The following is a 19,295-nucleotide window of genomic DNA, read 5'->3' as shown; positions in this document are numbered from 1 at the left end:
TCTCGCCTAAATCGGTGTCCGGGATCAGTAGACCACTACAGCCAACTATGGCGGCTATCGTCAGCACCGTAATGAACATAGGTTTCGACGTGGTAGCCCGCCGTAGCCAATTCATTATGAAAGTCAGCAATAGCATCAATTTTCTTCTCAAAAATTACCCTGGGATTTTTCTTTTTATTTTCAGTGTTTGATAGGTCTAGATATTGTGCATTTTGTTCAGGCACCAATCCATACCACGTAGAGCTCTTGTATATCTCTTCATAAGGATCCTGGTTCTGCGGATAAGCCCGAGGCTTTCCATCAATATCCTTGAGTACCTGGCCTTGCGCGTCGCACAGAAACAGCCAGGGACGTCCTTCCCGGTATTCGGCGCTAGGGGCCAACTCCAGCGCGCCGGCCGAGTTGGCGACAACGGCTGTCACTTCACCGGCATTTCGTCCCAGCACGACCTGTGCGATACCTTCATAGCCACAACGCATATGATGGTAGATGGTCGAGGAACCCGTCGCAGGTTGCACGCCATGCACCACCCCCAATACGCGCTCATAGCCGTGCAACTGCGTCAAGGCACGCGCCACCAGCCCTCCCATCGAGTGGGTGACCAGAATGACTTTCATACGACTCATTTGCTCGGGATCGAGACCATACTCCTTCTGGTAGAAGGGCCACACCGTGTTCTCGATGTAGTCGCGTACATCCAGCGCCGACTGCCGGTTGGACTGTAGCCAGTTATAACCGGCGCACCAGACGTCGAACTGGTATCGGCTGGCCTTGAGCAATTCCTCTTCATCGATCGGCCCCACCTTTCCCTGCTCCTCACCCTGATCTCCAGGAGAAGAGAGGGCTTCGTCATTCCACCATGCCTGGAGTTCCCTACGGCTGACGATGTTATCCAGTCGCCTCTCCATTAATCCCATGACGGGGTTGTACGCACTGCGCATGACCTTGCCCCAGCCGCGCAGGCGGGCAGCCTCTTCATCCAGGCCAGACTGGCCGACATCGATCGTGCCTTGGTCATCGACTTCCACTCTCTCGGATCTCAGAAGTTTTTGACGGACCTTTGGGCCCCTCCAGGCCCAAGTCCACAACGCACCAAACGAGGCAGCGAAGTCTCCCAGAGGCCACAGACCATTCGGCGGCCTCCAGACCTCGCTTTTATCTGCCTTGTTGCGCAGGTTGGTTCCCATGATCCCCGGAATGAAGATCACCGGCAGGGGAGCGGTCTGCCGAACCAGCGCCACCTTTTCGCTCTGGTTGTCGGTACGGGTCAACTGCGCCTTGTAGACAGGCCGTCCCAGCCTGTCGCGAGAGCGAGGGATGATCACATCCTGATTCGGCTCGAGCGGTTCGCTGCTCATGTGTTGGACTCCGTGTCGCTGTTGTGACTGCCCTTGCCCAGGATGCGTATCTGCACCGGGTCCATGGCCAGGTGTTGTTGCTTGGGTAAACGGCCCTGGCTGTCGGTCATCAGTTTCACCACACCACCATCGCCTCGTATCACTTCAACGGCGATATTGGGTAACGGCTCCAGCGTGGCTTCGTCGCGCAGGACATACCGGTCATCGAACGGTGTCGAATCCCAGGCGTTGAAGCTGGTCGATGCATGAGCGGGACCGACATGACTGTGCTTCGCCGCCTTGACCACGAAGTTGCCGGGCATGCCCAGCTCGATGTTGCCGCCCTTGAGGGTCAGGTAGGCGCCGCCGCACATCAGGGTGATGTGCTCCTTCGCGGTGACCAGCACGTGCTGCTGGCTGGCGCTGACCTCCACGCTCTGCTCGGCTTCCAGGCGGATGTCGTTCTTCTGCGCCTGCAGCAGCATCGGCCCCTGGTGGGTGATCTGGCGCAGCTCGCCGCCCTGGGCGAACAGGCCGATGTCGCTGCCGGCGTTGATCACCACCTTCTGCCCGGCGGTCACCTGCTGGTTCTGCCGGGCCACGCTGTCGACGTGCTCGCCGGCGGCCAGGGTCAGGCTCGCCGGCGTCGCCGCGGCGATCCCTGCCGGACCGCTCAAGGCGATCGCCGGCTTGCCTCCGTTGCTCTTGCCGGACTCGTCGTTGGCACCGTGGCCGAGGTCGCGCACGGCTTCCTGGAGGGTTTGCTGCGGCGCCGCGTCGTGCCCCACGCCCTGGTGCTCCCCGGCGTAGTCGCCCAGCTCGCGGGCCAGCTCCAGCGCCGCCTCCAGCACCTGCACCACGACGCCTCGGTCGAGATGGCCGGCGCCGGCCCTGAGCTGCTCCTCGGTGCTCAGCAGCAGCCCCTTGGCCGCACGCACCGCGCCATGTTCGTCGGTGCGCAGTTCGAAGCCCTCGCCGCGCGGCTTGCCGCCTTCGGGCCGAGGATGGGTCAGGTAGCCCAGGTGCAGCGCGCTGGCACCGTGGTCGCTCATCAGCGCCGCACTGATCTGCGCCGTGGTGTCGTCGATGCGCAGCTCGTTGGCCCGACTGCCCTTGTATTCCTTGCTCTTGATGGTGCTGAGGATCTTGTGGTCGGGCAGCGCGTAGGGCGGCCGGTTGGTCGCCCGGTAGGTACGCCCGGTGACGATCGGCTGGTCGCAGTCGCCGTCCAGGTAATCGACGATCACCTCCTGGCCAATCCGCGGGATCGCCATGTGCCCCCAGTCGGCACCTGCCCAGTTCTGCGCGACCCGTATCCAGCAGGTACTGAACTCATCGTGACGTCCCTCGCGATCCCAGGGGAACTGGACCTTCACCCGTCCCCACTCGTCGCAATGGATCTCTTCCCCTGCCGGGCCGACTACCGTCGCGATCTGCGGACCATCGATACGCGGCCGAGGCAGCGGTGCGGGACGCCATTCGACGTCCTCGGGTACCAGTTCGGCGCGCAGGTCGTAGCTCACCCCCAGAGGGGCGTCGGCGGACTCTTCCTCCTGGCCGGCATACTGGGTGCCGCGATGGACCACCCGCACCGGCCGCCACCAGGCGTTGAAGTCGGCACGCGGATGACCTTCCAGGGCAAAGGCGTGGCCCGGGATCAGCCGCGGGTCGTCGCCGCTGACCGATGCCACCCGTGCATCGCGCCGATGTCCTCTGAGGCGGCTTTCGCTGAAAGGCCGGCCCGCGCCGCTCTGCTTGTAGCGACCGGGGTAGTCGTAGCGCTCGTAGGACGAGTCCTGATGCTCGAGCGCCTCGCCAGCGAGATGATGCTCCTGGTCGTAGGTCGGGCGCTTGAAGCTGTAGTCCCTCTGGGTCTGTCGAGCCGTACGAACATTTTCGCTGTAGCGGAAAGAATGAAGCACCGGCTGCGGGTTGTCGCCCTCCGGCTGGGCGCTGAACAGCACCGGGCCGCCGGCGATACGCTCCTGGACGTAGAGCCGGTCGCTGCAGACCAGGGTGTGGCGGTGTTCGTCGAAGCGGAAGTAGTAGACCAGGCCTTCCTCGAAGGCCAGCCGGTCGTGCAGGTAGTGATCGCTGTCGCCGGCCTGCACGCAGTATTCGCGTGGCAGGTGCTCGTGGTAGATACGCTGTTCGTAGTCGAGCACCCGGTGCTCCTTGAGCAGCGCCTGGAGAATCTCCGGAACACTCTTCTCCTGGAATATCCGCCAGTTGCAGCACAGCTCCAGGCGCGCCAACTGCGGTTCCAGCAGCAGTTCGTAGCGGGTCCGGCGAAAACCCGAGCTGCCCTGGGTGAAGTGGCTGACGATGCCATGGACATAGCGGGCCGGACGGCCGTCCTGCCAGAGGGTGAAGGTGCCCGGCTGGTCGAGTACCTGCTTGAAATCGATGGCGTTCTTGTCGCTGGCCAGCTTCAGGTTCAGGCGGAAAGGCTCGCAGAGCGCTTCTTCCAGTTCGAACTCGACGACATCGAACGCGAGTTTCCCTTCGCCAACGACGAAGGTGAATTTCAGGTCTCTTTGACGCATGGATCGTTCCCTGTTCCGGGTGGGCAGTTCCTTTCCAATCCATTGGAGGAGCAAGCCACGTTACTCTTGCTCAGCCGCTGCCGAAAGTCTTGGCTCGGTGTCTATTTCGCGAAGTAGCGGACATTTTCGGCTCGACGGAGAACCGGCCGTACAGGTGTACGACCGGTGTGCCTGTCAACTCACCCTGCGACCGGCGAGCGCCAGTCGTCGGAGCCGGAGGTGCCGGAGACTTCGTGGGTCCAGGTGATCTTGCGGTAGGTGAAGTGCACGTCTTCCAGGTGGGTGAAGTGGGCGTTGCCCGGGTCCTGGCAGTTGTGCATGTAGTCCTTGATGTCGACGATGATCGCGTCTTCCAGGACGGTGGTGTAGTAGTGCTCCTGGGTGCCGGCGGCGGAGGTGCGGTACCACTGGATCTCGACCTTGGTCAGGCGCTCGCCGGAGGTCAGGGCGGCCAGCAGCAGCGGCGAGGCCTTGTCGAAGACCTTGGTGATGACCACCGGCTTGTGCACGCGCTGGCCGGTCGGCTGGCCGGACTGCGGGTCGCGCGGGATGATCACTTCGTGGTTGAAGCCCTGGACCATCACCTGGTCCTCGTGGCCTTCCTGATAGGTGTTGCCGACCGAGTCCTCGGTGAAGGCGCCGGCGGTGATCAGGCCCTGCTTGGTGCCGGTGATGGACATATAGGCGGGGGTTGCCATGGATACGTTCCTTGTCGTTGAAAGTGCCCAGGCGATATGCCGGGGACATCGGTGCTAGACAAGAACCGTGCCACTAGTCTTGAAACTCTTTTCCATCAAGGCGTTATTGGGGGAAGCCAAAAACTCGCTGGCGATTCTCATGGGAAGAACACTGAAAATTGCGCAACTTTTTGCGCACCGCTTGCAAAAAGTTGCGCACTCTCTCGGAGCCCTTTGGGTATTTGTTCCCTAGCGTTCTATCCACAACGTTATCAACCAAAAAGTTGCACAGTTCTTCATTGGCAAGGCAGCCGAAGATGGGGCGCGCACTATCACACGACGCAGCACCGGTCCGCCGGCCACACAGATCACCCGAGCGAAGTTTGCTGGGCAAATACGAGACGATACGTACCTGCGGACAGCGACGGTTGGTTGGTCGCTTTCAATGGTGGAGCGCCGCACGGTTTCGTTCCAGCGGCCCTGGGTGAAGGAAAGTGAGTTATCGGAGAGGTTGGGGGCTGAAAGATATGGCCAGTTATGGCCAAAAGCCCTCTATGGAGAGGGCTTTTGGGGTAGGGCCAGCAGGGTTGTTCTGCTGCGGGGAACCGGAGGTGCGGTTCTTCGCCTTTCGGCCAAGGCTCAGTTGATCTGTGCGCCCTTGGCGATCCAGCTGCCGATCAGGTTGCGTTCTTCCTGGGTCATCTGCGTGATGTTGCCCAGCGGCATGATCTGCGAGGCCACGGCCTGGGCCTGGATCTTCGGTGCCAGTTGCTGGATCTGCTGCGGGGTGTCGAGCATGATCCCGCCTGGCGCGGTGCTGAACAGCTGGCTGGTCGGTTTCGCCGAGTGGCAGACGGTGCAGCGCTCCTGGATCACGTGATGGACCTTGTCGAAGTCGGCTCCGCTCGCGGCCCCGGCATTGGACGCCTGGGTCGCGGCAGGCGCGGCTGGTGCGTCGCCGCCGGTCGCCGGTTGTGCCGGTGCCGCCGCCGGGGTGCTGGCCAGCGGTGCGGAAGCCTGCTGGTAGTTCGGCGTGGTGACGAAGGCCAGGGCGATCATGCCCAGCGCGCCGGCGGGCAGTGCCCAGGCGAAGCGGTTGCTTTCGTGGCGGGTGTTGAAGTAGTGGCGTACCAGTACCGCGAGCACCGCGATGGCGGCCAGGATCAGCCAGTTGTACTGGCTGCCGTAGGTGCTCGGGAAGTGGTTGCTGATCATGATGAACAGCACCGGCAGGGTGAAGTAGTTGTTGTGCCGGGAGCGCAGCAGGCCCTTGGCCGGCAGCACCGGATCGGGCTCGCGGTTTTCTTCGATGGCTTTCACCAGCGCGCGCTGGGCCGGCATGATCACCCTGAACACGTTGCCGACCATGATGGTGCCGATGATCGCGCCGACGTGCAGGTAGGCGCCGCGGCCGCTGAACACCTGGGTCAGGCCGTAGGCGGCGGCGACCAGCAGGACGAACAGGACCAGGCCGAGCAGGGCAGGGGTCTTGCCCAGCGCCGAATCGCAGAGGATGGTGTAGACGAACCAGCCGCAGACCAGCGAACCGATGCCGATGGCGATGGCCGCCGCCGGCGCCAGGTCGCTGCCGGGGGCGATCAGGTAGAGGGTCGGGTTCAGGTAGAACACGATGGTCAGCAACACCACCCCGGACATCCAGGTGGAGTAGGCCTCCCATTTGAACCAGTGCAGGTTCTCCGGCATTTTCGGCGGAGCCAGCTTGTACTTCTCCAGGTGGTAGATGCCGCCACCGTGGATTGCCCAGAGGTCTCCGGACAGGCCTTCACGCGGGTTGCTGCGGTTGAGGTTGTTCTCCAGCCAGACGAAATAGAACGAAGCGCCGATCCACGCGATCCCGACGATCATGTGAATCCAGCGCACCAGCAGGTTCAGCCATTCGATGAGATGTGCTTCCACAGTCTTGTACCTCTTGCCCTGGCCGGCGGACCGGCGGCAGGACCTCTCTTATTGGTTTGATTGGGGGTCGAGGAGGAGCTGTTCGTCCTCGGTGAAGAAATGCTCGTCGCAGTTGTTCCCGGAACCGCTGCGATCGACCACCAGGAAGTCATCCCGCTTTTCGATCGTCAGCACCGGATGGTGCCAGACGCCGCGGTGGTAATTGACGCCCTGCCTTCCGTTGGTCAGGAAGGCGCGGACGAGGCCCGGTACAGGTACATCGCCAAGTGGCGCGACCACGACCAGAAAGGGGTTGCCGAGCAGCGGGATGAAGGCCTGGCTGCCCAGCGGATGGCGTTCCAGCATGCGGATGCGCAACGGCATTTCCAGCTTCTCGGCGCTGAAGATGCTGATGATCGCGTTATCTTCCGGCTGCGCGGTCTCGACCGTGGCCAGCTTGTGATAACGGCGGGTGGAGCCGTTGTTGATCATGAAATAGTCGCTGCCGGCGGTTTCGATCACGTCACCGAACGGGGCGAAGGCTTCCTTGGTCAACGGCTCGATCTTGAGAGTGCGCATACTGATCCTGTCGATTCTGTTTGTTGTATTCCGGACGCACGCGGGGCCCGGGTCTCACGGTAATTGTGGCCTGCCGAACAGGCGCAGGCGGCTGACGCCGCCGTCGGGAAAGATGTTCAGGCGTACATGGGTGATCGGGCCGAGGGCGTTGAGGTGCCGCTCGAACCGATGTTCCTGGTGCATTTCCAGCTTCTGCGCTGGCAGCAGCTCGCGCCAGAAGAGGCTCTGTGCCTCGATCCGGGCCTCGTTTCCGCCTTCCACGAAGGCGGCCTGAATGCTGCAGCTTTCCGGATAGTTGCCCTTGAAGTGCAAGGTATCGACGACCGCCGCCTCGATGCTGCCGGGATGGCCGAGGGCGACGATCACCCAGTCGTGGCCCGGCGTGCGGCGGCGGCCGGTTTCCCAGCCGTCGCCCATGTTGATGGCACGTCCGGGGTTGAGCAGGTTGCCCATGCGTCCGAAATGCTGGTCGGAACAGGCCAGCGCCCGGCCGCCGTTGACCGCTGCGGCCAGGTCGAGCGCCGTTCCCGGCGGCAGGCTGCTCCAGTCGCGGTAGGGCACGCCATAGAGGCGCAGGCGGGCGATACCGCCGTCCGGGTAGATGTTCAGACGCAGGTGGGTCCAGGGACGTTCGTCGTCTATCGGGTGGTAGTGATGGCTATCGCCCTGCAGCCCCACCGCCGGCAGCACTTCGCTCCAGGACGTGCTGTCGTCCGGGTCGCCTTCGGTGCAGAAGCAGCCATCCAGGGAAGCCGCCGGCGGATGGTTGCCGGTGAAGAAGCGGGTGTCGATGTCGACGCCCTTCAGCACGCCCGGCACACCCAGGCGGATCACCGCCTGGTCATGGCCCTCGAAGCGCTTGCGGCGGGTTTCCCAGCCGTCCATCCACTTGCCGCTGTCGTCGAACACGCCTTCCTTCCACACCGGTTCGCCGGCCTGCAGCATGCGGCTGGCCGGGGCGAACCATTCGTCGCTGACGGCGACCACCTGGCTGCCCAGGCGCGCGTCGGCGAGGTCGAGGTAGTGGCGGAAGGGCGCGTGTTCGGCGTTCATGCTCGTCTCCGCAGGCCTCAGAGCTGCTGCAGGCGGAACAGGGCGATCTTGTTGATCTCGGCCAGCGCGGTAGCGAACTCCTCGTCGGCGGAGTGCTGGATGCGTTCCTCGAAGGCCGCCAGGATCTGATGGCGGTTGCTGCCCTTCACCGCCTTGATGAAGGGGAAGCCGAACCTGGCCTTGTAGGCGTCGTTGAGTTCGGTGAAGCGGGCGAACTCCTCGGCGCTGCATTCGTGAATCCCGGCGCCGGCCTGCTCGGAGGTGCTGGAGGCGGTCAGTTCGCCACGGATCGCCGCCTTGCCGGCGAGGTCCGGGTGGGCGTTGATCAGCGACAGCTGGGCTTTGCGGCTTGCCGACAGGAGAATGTCGGCCATGCGCTGGTGCAGGCCCTCGATATCGTTGAGGCTGTCGTCGATACCCAGGTCATAGGCCTTCTCGGCGACCCAGGGGGAGTGTTCGTAGATGTCGGCGAAGGCTTCGACGAAGGCCTCGCGGGACAGCGAGGCGGGGGTCAGGGTCTTGAAACGGCTCATGCCTCGGTCTCCTGGAAAGGATGCTCACGGTGCCAATGGCGGGCGATGTCTTCGCGGCGGGCGAACCAGACCTTGTCGTGGCTCTGCGCGTACTGGATGAAGCGCTCCAGGGCGGCCATCCGCGCCGGGCGACCGATCAACCGGCAATGCAGGCCGATGGAGAGCATCTTCGGCGCCGTCGCGCCTTCTTCGTAGAGCACGTCGAAGGCGTCCTTCAGGTACTGGAAGAACTGCTCGCCATTGTTGAAGCCCTGCACCTGGGTGAAGCGCATGTCGTTGGTGTCCAGGGTATAGGGAATCACCAGATGCGGTTTCTCCGCGGTGCTGGCCGGGTCCCAGTAGGGCAGGTCGTCGTCGTAGGTGTCGGAGTCGTAGAGGAAGCCGCCTTCCTCCATCACCAGGCGCCGGGTGTTCGGGCCGGTGCGTCCGGTGTACCAGCCCACCGGGCGCTGGCCGGTGAGTTCGGTGAGGATGCGGATGGCTTCGAGCATGTGCTCGCGCTCCTGGGCCTCGTCCATGTACTGGTAGTCGATCCAGCGGTAGCCGTGGCTGCAGATTTCGTGGCCGTCGGCGACCATCGCCCTGATCACCTCAGGGTTGCGCTGCGCCGCCATGGCCACGGCGAACACGGTGAGCGGCACGTTGCGTCGCTTGAACAGCTTGAGCAGGCGCCAGACCCCGGCGCGGCTGCCGTATTCGTAGAGCGATTCCATGCTCATGTGGCGCACGCCCTGCAAGGGCTGGGCAGCCACCATTTCGGAAAGGAACGCCTCGGACTCCTTGTCGCCATGCAGGACGCAGCGCTCGCCACCTTCTTCGTAATTGAGCACGAAGGACAGGGCGATGCGCGCATCGCCGGGCCAGTGAGGGTGGGGAGGGTTGTTGCCGTATCCGATCAGGTCGCGTGGGTAGTCAGCGCTCACAGCAGTGTTCCTTATTGTGGATGGGGCGGCGGGCCGGACGGGCCGGGGATGCCGTGATGGATTTATTGTATACAAGTTTGCCTGCGGTCTGTAAATACAATCCTGCTTGCCGATCCCTGCCATTCATCCAGCAAAAAACCTGCCCGACTGGTCAGTTAGCGAAGAATGAGGCCCTGCGGGGTGGGGCTTGTGGAAGGAATGCCCGATTTCGGGGCGGCTGCCGCATTTTCGGTTGTGGCGGTGTTTTTTGTATACAATTCATCGAAAGATAACTTATATTGCTTCGCAAGCGGCTCCCTGGCGGGCTGCAAGCGAGCGGCGCCGGGCAGGTCCCGGAGCGATCCCCATCGAACGAAGGCAAGAGGAGGAGTGGTGTCCGCCAGCGGGCGCCCGCAACCCATGGGACGTTTGACCACGCATGTACTGGATTCCGCACACGGCTGCCCCGGCCATGGCATCAAGATCGAGCTGTACCGGGTAGAAGGCCAGCAACTGGAACTGATCGCCACCACCCTGACCAACCACGACGGCCGCTGCGACCAGCCGGTGCTGCAAGGCGAGGACTTCCGTCCCGGGGTCTATCAACTGGTGTTCAGCGCCGGCGACTACTATCGCGCCCGCGGCGTGCAATTGCCGGAGCCGGCATTCCTCGACCAGGTGGTGCTGCGTTTCGGCATCGCCTCCGCCGATGATCACTACCATGTGCCGCTGCTGATCTCGCCCTACAGCTATTCGACCTATCGCGGCAGCTAGGTGCGTGCCACGAAACATTGACTCCCTGAGTCCTTTTCCCTGGCCCGCCGTCGAGCGGGCCTTTTTTCGTTCGCGGGGAAGGTGCCGAGGGTTGCCGGTTATCCGCCATCTGCGGGGGCAGGACGATGCGGCGCAAGGTGCGAATGGGCGACGGATGAGGCTGTGCGTCGCGAGCCCTGCGGGGCAACGACAGGTTCGAGGCGGATAGCCGCTTGCGGCCATCCGCCATCCGGGCGGGTCAGAGGAAGATGAACTTGGCGACGAAGATCACGAACAAGGCATAGAGGCTGGCCGAGACTTCGCGGTGCTTGCCGGTGAGGACCTTCATCGCGACGTAGGTGATGAAGCCCAGGGCGATGCCGTCGGCCACCGAGAAGGTCAGCGGCATCATGATCACCGTGACGATCGCCGGGATGGTTTCGGTGTGCTCGTCCCAGTCGATGTGCGCCATCCCGCCCATCATCAGCATGGCCACGTAGATCAGCGCGCCGGCGGTGGCGAAGGCGGGGATCATCCCGGCCAGCGGGGCGAAGAACATCGCGGCGACGAACAGCACGCCGACCACCACCGCGGTGAGCCCGGTACGTCCGCCGGCGGCCACGCCCGCGGCGCTCTCCACGTAACTGGTCACCGGCGGGACACCGAGCATGCCGCCGAACACGCTGGAGGCGCTGTCGGCCTTCATCGCCTTCGACAGGTTCTCGATGCGTCCGTCCTCCTTCACCAGGTGCGCGCGCTGGGCGACGCCCATGAGAGTGCCGGCGGTATCGAACATGTGCACGAAGAGGAAGGCCAGGATCACGCTGATCATGGTGACGTTGAACGCACCGGCGATGTCCATCGCCAGGAAGGTCGGCGCCAGGCTCGGCGGCGCCGAGAACACCCCGCCGTACTGCACCAGGCCGAGGGCCCAGCCGACCAGGGTGACGCTGAGGATGCTGATGAGGATGCCGCCGAACACCCGGCGGTACTCGAGCACGGCGATCATCAGGAAGCACAGTGCCGCCAGCAGCGGGCCGGGCGAGGTGAGGTGGCCGAGCTTGATCAGGGTCGCCGGGCTGGCCACCACGATGCCGGCGGTCTTCAGGCCGATCAGGCCGAGGAACAGGCCGACTCCCGCACCCATGGCGAACCTGAGGCTGCGGGGGATGCTGTTGAGCAACCATTCGCGGACCCGGGAGAAGGTCAGCAGCATGAACATCACTCCGGAGATGAACACCGCGCCCAGGGCGATCTGCCAGCTGTAGCCCATGGTGCCGACCACGGTGTAGGTGAAGAAGGCGTTCAGCCCCATTCCCGGCGCCAGGCCCACCGGCCAGTTGGCGTACAGGCCCATCAGGAAGCAGCCGAGGGCGGCCGCCAGGCACGTGGCGACGAACGCCGCGCCGTGGTCGATGCCGGCGTCGGCCATGATGTTGGGATTGACGAAGATGATGTAGGCCATGGTGATGAAGGTGGTCAGCCCGGCCGCCAGCTCGGTCCTGACCGTCGTACCATGCTGGCGGAGCTTGAACAGGCGTTCGAGCAGGCCGGTGGCGGGCGGTGTCGCAGCGTAGATCCCTTGTTCTTCTTGTTTGGTGCTTTCCACAGCAGGTACTCCTCATCGCTCTTGTTGTTAGGTCCTGCGGGCCGGTTGGTTACCAGGTCCCTGACGCGGCTCGAAGGTGATGTGAGGGCACGATTTTCTGACCTTTGGGTCAAGAACTCGTGCGAGCGATTATGCCTTTGTATACAAAAAGGTCAAAGAATGTTTGAGGGTGTTTCGCCACATTTTTATCAGCTTTCCGTCACGCGTCCTTCCGGGCGGTGCCGCGCGCTCGGAACGAGGGGCGGAAAGGGGTGGTGCGCCGGATGCCGCTGCTTGTGTACACTATTTCGCTATCAGCCGCCGGCGTGCCTCACCCACGCCCGTGAGCGAGGATCAGCCCAGGCCACAAGCCGGACGCACAAGGTTCGAGACCGATGACCGATCAGTTGCAACACATCAGGAAGCCGCCGCGCACCGGCAAGGCTGCCCGCAGCGGTACCCAGGACGAGATCGTCTACGCCCACATCTTCGACGCCATCCTCGAACAACGCCTGGCCCCCGGCACCAAGCTGAGCGAGGAAGCGCTCGGCGAGATATTCGGCGTCAGCCGCACCATCATTCGCCGCGCCCTCTCGCGCCTGGCCCACGAGCAGGTGGTGCTGTTACGGCCGAACCGCGGCGCGGTGGTCGCCAGCCCGAGCATCGACGAGGCCCGGCAGATCCTTTTCGCCCGCCGCACCGTCGAGCGCGCCATCACCGAACTGGCCACCGACAACGCCACCGCCGAGCGCCTGGCCGAGTTGCGCGAGATGGTGGTGCAGGAACAATCCAGCTTCGCCCGCGGCGATCGGGGCGCCGGCATCCGCCTGTCCGGCGAGTTCCACCTGAAGCTCGCCGAGATGGCGCGCAACGCTCCACTGGTGAGTTTCCAGCGCAGCCTGGTGTCGCAGACCTCGCTGATCATCGCCCAGTACGAAAGCGGCGGTCGCTCGCACTGCTCGTTCGACGAGCACAACGAGATCCTCGACGCCATCGAGAAAGGCGACAAGGAGCGCGCGGTGACCCTGATGATGCACCACATGGAGCATATCGACAGCAAGCTCAACCTGGAGAGCGACAACGCTTCCGGCGACCTGCACGCGGTGTTCTCGCACCTCCTCGGCGGCAAGAAGAAGCCTCGCCGGGCCAAGGCCGACAGCGACTCGGCGGCCTGATCCGAAGCATGAAAAAGCCCCGCGATGCGGGGCTTTTTCGTTTCCGCCGGGAGTCAGTCGCGGCGATGCACCGAGCGACCGGCGGCGAAGGTTTCCTTCACCGTGCGGTCGTCGCCGAGGATGGTCAGCGCGAACAGCCGTTCGGCCAGGCTGCCGGCCTGGCTCAGGCGGTAGGAGAGCAGCGGGGTGGCGTGGTAGTCGAGGACCACGAAGTCCGCCTCGTTGCCGGTGGCGAAGCTGCCGATCCGGTCGTCCAGCTCCAGCGCACGGGCGCCGCCGAGGGTGGCGAGGTAGAGCGACTTGAACGGATCGAGGCGGGCGCCCTGCAACTGCATGACCTTGTACGCCTCGTTCAGGGACTGCAACTGGGAGAAGCTGGTGCCGGCGCCGACATCGGTGCCGAGGCCGACCTTGACCTTGTAGCGCTCCAGCTTCGGCAGGTCGAACAGACCGCTGCCGAGGAACAGGTTGGAGGTCGGGCAGAACGCCACTGCCGAGCCAGTCTCCGCCAGGCGCTGGCATTCGCCGTCGCACAGGTGCACGCCATGGGCGAACACCGAGCGCGGCCCGAGCAGGCCGTGGTGGTCGTAGACGTCCAGGTAGCCGCTGCGCTCGGGGAACAGCTCCTTCACCCACTCGATTTCCTTGAGGTTCTCCGACAGGTGGGTGTGCAGGTATACGCCGGGATGCTCGCGCAGCAGCCGCGCCGCCATGTCCAGCTGTTCCGCGGTGCTGGTCGGGGCGAAGCGCGGGGTCACCGCGTAGAGCAGACGGCCCTGGCCGTGCCAGCGCTCGATCAGCGCCTTGCTGTCGCGGTAGCTGCTCTCGGCGGTGTCGGTCAGGTAGTCCGGCGCGTTGCGGTCCATCATCACCTTGCCGGCGATCAGGCGCAGGTCCAGGCGCCGGGCGGCCTCGAACAGCGATTCCACCGATTGCCGGTGCACGCTGCCGAAGACCAGCGCGGTGGTGGTGCCGTTGCGCAGCAGTTCCTGCAGGAAGATCTCGGCGACCTGGTCGGCATGGGCCTGGTCACCGAATTGGCGCTCGGTGGGGAAGGTATAGGTGTTCAGCCAGTCCAGCAGTTGTTCGCCGTAGGAGGCGATCATCCCGGTCTGCGGGAAATGGATGTGGGTATCGATGAAGCCGGGGGTGATCAGCGCGTCGCGGTACTCGAAGACCTCGACCTCGCCGATCTCGCCGAGCAGGGTTTCGGCGTCACCGAGGCGAGCGACCTTGCCGTCCTCCACCAGCAACAGGCCGTCCTCGAAGTATTCGTAGGAGCGTTCGACGCCGACCTCCGCGGGGTCGGCGATGCTGTGCAGGATGGCGGCGCGGTAGGCTTTGGCGTTGCGGGTCATGGCAGTCTCGAAAAAAGGTTCGTGGGAGGTCCGCCGCCTGGCGGCGGACGCGGGGGAGCGGGGGGCCGCTCAGGATTCGTGGGCGCGGCGCGACTCCGGGGTCAGCCGGGTGACGCTCGACGGCCCCTGCTTGCGTTCCAGGCCGAAGGCGGCGTTGTAGGTGGCGATCACCTCGCCGGCGATGGAGATGGCGATCTCCGCCGGCAGCTTGCCTTTCACCTGCTCCAGGCCCATCGGGCAGCGCATCCGTTGCAGGCGTTCGGCGTCGACGCCACGTTCGCGCAGGCGGTGCTCGAACTTGACGCGCTTGGTCTTCGAGCCGATCAGGCCGAAGTAGGCGAAGTCGTTGCGCGCCAGGATCGCCGCGGTAAGCTCCAGGTCCAGCGGGTGATTGTGGGTCATGACGATGAAGTGGCTGCCGGGCGGCATCCGCTCGACCTCGTCGAGCACTTCGTCGTTCACCACTTTCTCCACGCCGTCGGGCAGGGTCGCGGGAAATTCGTGTTCCCGCGAATCGATCCAGCGCACCCGGCAGGGCAGGCTGGCGAGCAAGGGTACCAGGGCGCGACCGACGTGGCCCGCGCCGAACACGGCGATGTGTGCCTGCGGCTGGCCCATCGGCTCGAACAGCAGCACCGTGGCGCCGCCGCAGCACTGGCCGAGACTGGCGCCCAGGCTGAAGCGCTCCAGACGGGTGTCCTGGGTCCGCGCGGCGAGCATTTCCCGGGCAATGGCCTGGGCCCTGTATTCCAGGTGGCCGCCGCCGATGGTGTCGTAGAGCCGCTCGGCGCTGACCACCATCTTCGAGCCGGCGTTGCGCGGGGTCGAGCCGCGCTCCTCGATGATGGTCACCAGGACGCAAGGTTCGCCGCTACGCTGCAACTCGGCCAGGGCGCTGATCCAGTTCATCTCGTCATCCTCCCGATCGCGGCGGTTCAGGCCGGCTCGACCGCGGCGTCCGCCGCTTGCGCCTGGGCGGTCTTCAACCGGCGCATCTGTTCCACGCCCCAGAGCACCCGCTCGGGCGTCGCCGGCGCGTCGATGGCGGGTTGCGCGCGGTAGTCGGCGAGGCTGGCCACGGCGTCCTTGATCGCGCACCAGACCGAGATGCCGAGCATGAACGGCGGCTCGCCCACGGCCTTGGAATGGAACACGGTCTGCTCCGGATTCTTGCGGTTCTCCAGCAGTTTCACCCGCAGGTCCAGCGGCATGTCGGCGACGGCGGGAATCTTGTAGCTGGCCGGGCCGCTGGTCATCAGCTTGCCCTTGGCGTTCCAGGCCAGTTCCTCCATGGTCAGCCAGCCCATGCCCTGGACGAAGCCGCCTTCAACCTGGCCGATGTCGATGGCCGGGTTCAGCGAGTCGCCGACGTCATGCAGGATGTCGGTGCGCAGCATGCGGTATTCGCCGGTGAGGGTGTCGACTATCACCTCCGAGCAGGCGGCGCCGTAGGCGAAATAATAGAAGGGCCGGCCACGGGCCTGTTCGCGGTCGTAGAAGATCTTCGGCGTGCGGTAGAAGCCGGTGCTGGACAACGAGACCTGGCCGAAGTAGGCCTGCTGGACCAGTTCCTCGAACGGCAGGATCAGCTCGCGGATACGCACCTGGTTGTTGCGGAACTCGACGTCTTCCTCGCTGACCTTCCAGTGCCGCGCGGCGAACTCCACCAGGCGCCGCTTGATGGTTTCGGCGGCATTCTGCGCGGCCTTGCCGTTCAGGTCGGTGCCCGAGGAGGCGGCGGTGGGCGAGGTATTGGGTACCTTGTCGGTATTGGTGGCGGTGATCTGGATGCGCTCCACGTCGACCTGGAAGACCTCGGCGACCACCTGGGCGACCTTGGTGTTGAGGCCCTGGCCCATCTCGGTGCCGCCATGGTTCAGGTGGATGCTGCCGTCGGTATAGATGTGGATCAGCGCACCTGCCTGGTTGAGGAAGGTCGCGGTGAACGAAATGCCGAACTTCACCGGGGTCAGCGCCAGGCCTTTCTTCAGGACCGGGCTGGCGGCATTGAACGCACGGATTTCCTCGCGGCGGCGGGCGTACTCGCTGCTCGCTTCCAGCTCGGCGGTCATCTCCGCCAGCAGGTTGTGCTCGACGGTCTGGTGGTAATGGGTGACGTTGCGCTCGTCCTTGCCGTAGTAGTTGAGCTTGCGCACCTCCAGCGGATCCTTGCCGAGGCTGCGGGCCACGGCGTCCATGATCTCCTCGATGGCGACCATTCCCTGGGGCCCGCCGAAACCGCGGTAGGCGGTGTTCGAGGCGGTGTTGGTCTTGCAACGGTGGCCGTTGATGGTGGCGTTGCCGAGGAAGTAGGCGTTGTCCGAGTGGAACATGGCGCGGTCGACGATCGAGCCGGAGAGGTCCGGCGAATAGCCGCAATTGCCGGCCAGGTCGATCTGGATGCCGTGCAGGCGGCCATCGTCGTCGAAGCCGACGTCGTATTCGACGTAGAACGGGTGACGCTTGCCGGTGATCTGCATGTCCTCCATGCGCGGCAGGCGCATCTTCGCCGGACGCCCGGTGTGGTAGGCGACCACCGCGCACAGGCAGGCCGGCGCCGCGGCCTGGGTTTCCTTGCCGCCGAAGCCGCCGCCCATGCGGCGCATGTCGATGACGATGCGGTTGAAGGAAACCCCGAGGACCTCGGCCACCAGCTTCTGCACTTCGGTGGGGTTCTGCGTCGAGCAATAGACGATCATGCCGCCGTCTTCGCTGGGCATTACCGAGGAAATCTGCGTCTCCAGGTAGAAATGCTCCTGGCCGCCGATGTGCAGCGTGCCTTGCAGGCGATGCGGCGCGCCGGCCAGCGCGGCGGCGGAATCGCCGATGCGGTGCTGGTGGCTGTCGAGGACGAAATGGCGCTTGCGCAGGGCCTCGACCACGTCGAGCACCGGTTCCAGGTCTTCGTACTCGACGATCGCCGCCATGGCCGCCTTGCGCGCGGTTTCCAGGCTGTCGGCGGCGACCGCCAGGACCATCTGTCCGACATACTCCACCTTGCCATCGGCCAGCAGCGGGTCGCCGGCCACCACCGGGCCGATGTCCAGCTGGCCGGGAACGTCGGCGGCGGTGAGGGCGATGGCGACGCCGGGGAACTGGTAGCAGGGCGTCACGTCGAGGCGGGTGATGCGGGCGTGGGCGCGCTCGCTCAGGCGCGCATAGACGTGCAACTGGTTGGGAAACTCCAGGCGATCGTCGATGTAGATCGCCTCGCCGCTGACGTGCTTGGGGGCGCTTTCGTGCTTGACGCTGCGGCCGACTCCGGTGGTCAGCTCGGCGCGGAACAGGTCGGCCAGCTCTTCCTGGCTCTTGTGCGGCTTGCGATGGTTAGACATAGGCGGTCACCCGGGTTTCGACGGCGGGAGCGTGCAGCTCCAGGAAGCATTTGCGCAGCAGGTTCTGCGCGGTCAGCAGGCGATATTCCTTGCTCGCGCGGAAGTCGCTGAGCGGGGTGAAGTCGTTCGCCAGGGCGGCGGCGGCGCGTTCGAAGCTGGCGGCTTCCAGGCGCGCGCCTTGCAGCGCCGCTTCGCAGGCGGCGGCGCGCTTGGGAATCGCCGCCATGCCGCCGAAGGCGACCCTGGCGCGGGCGATCCGGCCATCTTCCAGGTCGAGGCTGATGGCGGCGCAGACCGCGGAAATATCGTCGTCGATGCGCTTGGAGACCTTGTAGGCCTTGAACGCCTGGCTGGGCCGGGCACGCGGGACGAGGATCTTCTCGATGAACTCGCCTTCTTCGCGGGCGGTGACCTTGTAGTCGAGGAAGTACTCCTCCAGCGGCAGCTCGCGGCGCCGTTCGCCGCGGCGCAGGACGATCTTCGCGCCGAGGGCGATCAGCAGCGGCGGGGCGTCGCCGATCGGCGAGGCGTTGCCGATATTGCCGCCGAGGGTGCCCTGGTTGCGGATCTGCAGGGACGCGAAACGCTGCAGCAATTCGCCGAAGTCCGGGTAGTCCGCGGCCAGCGCCTGGTAGCAGTCGGTCAGCGGGGTGGCGGCGCCGATTTCCAGGCAGTTGACGCCCACTTCGATGCGTTTCATTTCGCGGATGTGGCCGACATAGATCATCACCGGCAGTTCGCGATGGAACTGGGTGACCTCCAGCGCCAGGTCGGTGCCGCCGGCCAGCAGGCGTGCCTGCGGATTGGCGCCGTAGAGGTCGGCCAGGTCGGCGACGGTGAGCGGCAGCAGGCAGCGCCGGTCACCGCTGTTCAGCTCGGCGGTTTCGCGCGGAGCGATGGCGCGCAATTGCTCGATGGTGGCGGCTTCCCGGGCGTCGAACTGGTCTGCGCGCTTGTGGCAGCAGGCCTGCTCGGCGGCGTCGAGGATCGGCCGGTAGCCGGTGCAGCGGCAGAGGTTGCCGGCGAGCGCCTCGTGGGCCTTGGCCGGATCGGCGCCGGCGCTGTTCTTCTGCAGGGCGAACAGCGACATGACGAAGCCCGGCGTGCAGAACCCGCACTGCGAGCCATGGCAGTCGACCATCGCCTGCTGCACGTCGTGCAGACGGTCCTGGTGCTTGAGGTCCTCGACGGTGATCAATTGCTTGCCGTGGAGGGCGGAAACGAAGGTCAGGCAGGAGTTCAGGCTGCGATAGCGGATGCGTTCGGCACCATCCTCGCCGGTGACCAGTTCGCCGACCACCACGGTGCAGGCGCCGCAATCGCCGGAGGCGCAGCCTTCCTTGGTGCCGGTCTTGCCGAGGTGCCGGCGCAGGTAGTCGAGGACGGTGAGGTTGGGGTCCAGGCGTTCTTCGACGCGGATCTCCCGGTTGAGCAGGAACCTGATCAAGGCGTGCCTCCAGGCGGGTTCTTGTTATTGAATTCTAGGCCTTGCAGGAGAACCGGCCGGAGTGGGGCGGTTTCCGCACAGGGCTCCACGGTAGGAGCTATGGAGGCGAATCTAGA

At 64.8% G+C, this 19,295-nt stretch carries 14 protein-coding genes and 1 pseudogene; 2 read left to right on the top strand and 13 right to left on the bottom strand.

Translation table 11 applies throughout. From position 1 onward, the window contains the following. Positions 1-41: 41 nt before the first annotated feature. The 8 genes and pseudogenes from M6E97_RS15430 to puuE form a co-directional block, all read right to left on the bottom strand. Positions 42-1,358: pseudogene (locus M6E97_RS15430) on the bottom strand (esterase/lipase family protein); the annotation flags it as partial. Next, complete coding sequence (locus tag M6E97_RS15425) at positions 1,355-3,883, bottom strand: type VI secretion system Vgr family protein (RefSeq protein WP_031640703.1); 2,529 nt, start codon at positions 3,881-3,883, stop codon at positions 1,355-1,357. The gene M6E97_RS15425 and the pseudogene M6E97_RS15430, both read right to left, overlap by 4 nt. Positions 3,884-4,062: 179 nt before the next feature. Beyond that, positions 4,063-4,581, bottom strand: coding sequence for an Hcp family type VI secretion system effector (locus tag M6E97_RS15420; protein WP_003083317.1), 519 nt, complete (start codon positions 4,579-4,581; stop codon positions 4,063-4,065). Between the two features lie 618 nt (positions 4,582-5,199). Further along, positions 5,200-6,477: a urate hydroxylase PuuD gene (locus tag M6E97_RS15415; RefSeq protein WP_003083321.1), complete on the bottom strand. Its 1,278-nt coding sequence runs from the start codon at positions 6,475-6,477 to the stop codon at positions 5,200-5,202. Between the two features lie 48 nt (positions 6,478-6,525). Further along, a complete protein-coding gene (locus M6E97_RS15410) occupies positions 6,526-7,035 on the bottom strand; it encodes an ureidoglycolate lyase (protein ID WP_003083329.1) in 510 nt (169 codons plus the stop codon). A 54-nt stretch (positions 7,036-7,089) separates the two neighbouring features. Further along, positions 7,090-8,088 carry an allantoicase gene (gene alc, locus M6E97_RS15405; RefSeq protein ID WP_003087203.1) on the bottom strand — a complete coding sequence of 333 codons (999 nt, stop codon included), beginning with the start codon at positions 8,086-8,088 and terminating at the stop codon, positions 7,090-7,092. A 17-nt stretch (positions 8,089-8,105) separates the two neighbouring features. After that, positions 8,106-8,621, bottom strand: a complete 516-nt coding sequence (gene uraD, locus M6E97_RS15400; RefSeq protein WP_033938542.1) for a 2-oxo-4-hydroxy-4-carboxy-5-ureidoimidazoline decarboxylase — start codon at positions 8,619-8,621, stop codon at positions 8,106-8,108. Beyond that, complete coding sequence (gene puuE / locus M6E97_RS15395; protein WP_003083336.1) at positions 8,618-9,544, bottom strand: allantoinase PuuE; 927 nt, start codon at positions 9,542-9,544, stop codon at positions 8,618-8,620. The genes uraD and puuE overlap by 4 nt, the downstream gene beginning before the upstream one ends. Positions 9,545-9,916: 372 nt before the next feature. Between puuE and uraH the strand changes: the two genes are divergently transcribed. Further along, on the top strand, positions 9,917-10,297 hold the full coding sequence (uraH, locus tag M6E97_RS15390) for a hydroxyisourate hydrolase (RefSeq protein WP_003083338.1): 381 nt from the start codon (positions 9,917-9,919) through the stop codon (positions 10,295-10,297). 238 nt (positions 10,298-10,535) lie between these two features. Here uraH and M6E97_RS15385 read toward each other — a convergent pair whose 3' ends face one another. After that, positions 10,536-11,885 (bottom strand): NCS2 family permease, encoded by a 1,350-nt coding sequence (locus M6E97_RS15385; protein WP_003087209.1) that lies wholly within the window; start codon positions 11,883-11,885, stop codon positions 10,536-10,538. A gap of 374 nt (positions 11,886-12,259) precedes the next feature. Here M6E97_RS15385 and M6E97_RS15380 point away from each other — a divergent pair, with 374 nt between their 5' ends. Beyond that, complete coding sequence (locus M6E97_RS15380; RefSeq protein WP_003083340.1) at positions 12,260-13,039, top strand: GntR family transcriptional regulator; 780 nt, start codon at positions 12,260-12,262, stop codon at positions 13,037-13,039. 53 nt (positions 13,040-13,092) lie between these two features. Here M6E97_RS15380 and guaD read toward each other — a convergent pair whose 3' ends face one another. From guaD to xdhA, 4 genes are all read right to left on the bottom strand, one after another. Beyond that, entirely contained in the window at positions 13,093-14,397 is a 1,305-nt protein-coding gene (guaD, locus tag M6E97_RS15375) for a guanine deaminase (RefSeq protein WP_003083342.1), read from the bottom strand. Between the two features lie 69 nt (positions 14,398-14,466). After that, complete coding sequence (xdhC, locus tag M6E97_RS15370; RefSeq protein ID WP_019485525.1) at positions 14,467-15,306, bottom strand: xanthine dehydrogenase accessory protein XdhC; 840 nt, start codon at positions 15,304-15,306, stop codon at positions 14,467-14,469. A 26-nt stretch (positions 15,307-15,332) separates the two neighbouring features. Then, positions 15,333-17,732 carry a xanthine dehydrogenase molybdopterin binding subunit gene (gene xdhB, locus M6E97_RS15365; protein WP_033938539.1) on the bottom strand — a complete coding sequence of 800 codons (2,400 nt, stop codon included), beginning with the start codon at positions 17,730-17,732 and terminating at the stop codon, positions 15,333-15,335. Then, complete coding sequence (xdhA, locus tag M6E97_RS15360) at positions 17,725-19,179, bottom strand: xanthine dehydrogenase small subunit (RefSeq protein ID WP_003087219.1); 1,455 nt, start codon at positions 19,177-19,179, stop codon at positions 17,725-17,727. Before xdhA ends, xdhB begins: the two co-directional genes overlap by 8 nt. Between the last annotated feature and the right edge of the window lie 116 nt (positions 19,180-19,295).

The sequence above is a fragment of the Pseudomonas sp. B111 genome, assembly GCF_026428275.1.
GTDB lineage: Bacteria > Pseudomonadota > Gammaproteobacteria > Pseudomonadales > Pseudomonadaceae > Pseudomonas > Pseudomonas aeruginosa.
This window is presented reverse-complemented; position numbering and strand designations above follow the sequence as displayed.